Here is a 1,245-nt window from a genome sequence, read left to right as displayed (position 1 = left end):
TGTACTAACCCCCAAATAATATGAAATAAATTTGGCAATTCAGTTTGACACTTTAATTTTGTAAAACTATGACAAAAGAAAGGCGTCAATGGAGCAAAGAACAGAAGCTCCGGATCATTCAAGAAGTAGAAGTTAATGGATTACAACCTACGCTTCGAAAGTATAACCTGTCGCAATCGTTGTTTCATAAATGGAAACGCAGGTTTAATGAACAGGGCATATTGGGCCTTGAGGCTCAATACCCTAAAGTTGATCCGGAGAAACGAAGGATGGAACAAGAAATCAAACGACTCAGGGAGTTGGTTGGAGAACTTAGTCTTGAGTTGAAATTTAAAGATGAACTCTTAAAAAAAACCGGTTTTAAAACAGGATGCGATGCAAGTAATTGAGTCTTTTAAAGATCAGGTTCCCATTACGAAGCGATTAAAGTGGAGCGGTATGAATCCGAGTAATTTCTACTATAAATCAAAAAGCGGGAAGCCCGGACGAAAACCAAGCCTTACAAGCTTAAAAACTGATGGCGGGGTGGCAGCAAATCATGAAATTGTGGAAGAGATAAAGAACATATTAGGGATTGAGTTTTTATGTTATGGTTATAAGCCTGTTACTGATGAATTATTTGACAGAGGTTATGTTGTGAATCATAAAAAAGTATACAGGTTGATGAAGGAGAATAAATTACTTTGTGGAAAATCCATATCCACTCATTTTGGCAAACGTAAATTTGTTCGTTTCCGTAAAATCAGGGCAGAATATCCATTGCAGTATCTGTGCATGGATATCAAGTACATTCCAATAGGTGGAAAATTTGCATACCTGCTTTCTTTGATTGATGTATATACCCGCAAAATTATAGGCTATGTCTTCAAACAGAGTATTCGCCAGCATGATGTATTGTGGCTGCTTAAAAATGTACTGCCTGAAAAGGCCAATGTTCCAATTACCCTGCGAAACGATAATGGGAGCCAGTTTATAGCTAAATCTGTAAGAGCATATCTGAAAGAGATTAATGTAACACATGAATTTGCTCATATTGCCACACCTGAAGATAATGCTTATATTGAGGCTTTCCACAGTATTATGGAACGGGAGTTGGTCTCTCGCTACGAATTTGAATCTTTCCATCATGCCGATATGAAGATAGCTCAGTACATTTTCACCTATAATCATATACGCAAACATGGTTCATTAGGGCTTAGAACACCTGTTGCTGTATGGAATGAATATTTTTTCAGACAGACATCA

At 37.3% G+C, this 1,245-nt stretch carries 2 protein-coding genes; both read left to right on the top strand.

The genetic code is table 11. The features are described from left to right. The first annotated feature begins 68 nt into the window (after window positions 1-68). Entirely contained in the window at window positions 69-389 is a 321-nt protein-coding gene (locus tag BUC45_RS05180) for a transposase (protein ID WP_296970804.1), read from the top strand. Further along, on the top strand, window positions 376-1,245 hold an 870-nt coding region (locus BUC45_RS05175), incomplete at its 3' end, for an IS3 family transposase (protein WP_296970803.1). The genes BUC45_RS05180 and BUC45_RS05175, both read left to right, overlap by 14 nt.

It is taken from the genome of Tepidanaerobacter sp. EBM-38 (assembly GCA_001896545.1).
Taxonomy (GTDB): domain Bacteria; phylum Bacillota; class Thermosediminibacteria; order Thermosediminibacterales; family Tepidanaerobacteraceae; genus Tepidanaerobacter.
The sequence above is the reverse complement of the archived record's forward strand: the minus strand, read 5'-3'. Positions and strand labels throughout refer to the sequence as shown.

Bases quoted from the DNA above. Each gene is read 5' to 3' on its own strand.
- BUC45_RS05180 (WP_296970804.1), top strand. From the start codon at position 69: ATGACAAAAGAAAGGCGTCAATGGAGCAAAGAACAGAAGCTCCGGATC.